The following is a 538-nucleotide window of genomic DNA, read 5'->3' as shown; positions in this document are numbered from 1 at the left end:
CGAACACGGAAGTTAAGCTCTTTAGCGCCGATGGTAGTTGGGGGCTTCCCCCTGTGAGAGTAGGACGTCGCTAGGCATAATACCCANAGCTGGGAGAGCATCTGCCTTACAAGCAGAGGGTCGGCGGTTCGAGCCCGTCATCCTCCACCATATGCCGGTTTAGCTCAGCAGGTAGAGCAACTGACTTGTAATCAGTAGGTCGTGGGTTCGATTCCTATAGCCGGCACCATTTCGAGCCATTAGCTCAGTTGGTAGAGCATCTGACTTTTAATCAGAGGGTCGAAGGTTCGAGTCCTTCATGGCTCACCATTTAAATTGCCAACAATTATATGCGGGTGTGGCGGAATTGGCAGACGCACTAGACTTAGGATCTAGCGCCGCAAGGCGTGGGGGTTCGACTCCCTTCACCCGCACCATTTTTTAGAATTTCATAATTGCCAGGATAAATAAATCTTATGCACATGCGGAAGTAGTTCAGTGGTAGAACACCACCTTGCCAAGGTGGGGGTCGCGAGTTCGAACCTCGTCTTCCGCTCCA

The 538-nt window shown here is 51.6% G+C and carries 4 tRNA genes; all 4 read left to right on the top strand.

From position 1 onward, the window contains the following. Nucleotides 1–153 precede the first annotated feature (153 nt). The 4 genes from AMS59_RS18005 (at nucleotide 154) to AMS59_RS17990 (ending at nucleotide 538) form a co-directional block, all read left to right on the top strand. Nucleotides 154–229: transfer RNA gene (locus AMS59_RS18005), tRNA-Thr, on the top strand. A 4-nt stretch (nucleotides 230–233) separates the two neighbouring features. After that, nucleotides 234–309: transfer RNA gene (locus tag AMS59_RS18000), tRNA-Lys, on the top strand. A gap of 22 nt (nucleotides 310–331) precedes the next feature. Beyond that, nucleotides 332–416, top strand: a tRNA-Leu gene (locus tag AMS59_RS17995). 47 nt (nucleotides 417–463) lie between these two features. Continuing rightward, nucleotides 464–538, top strand: a tRNA-Gly gene (locus AMS59_RS17990).

The organism is Lysinibacillus sp. FJAT-14745 (genome assembly GCF_001275675.1).
In the GTDB taxonomy this organism is placed as follows: domain Bacteria; phylum Bacillota; class Bacilli; order Bacillales_A; family Planococcaceae; genus Lysinibacillus.
The sequence above is the reverse complement of the archived record's forward strand: the minus strand, read 5'-3'. Positions and strand labels throughout refer to the sequence as shown.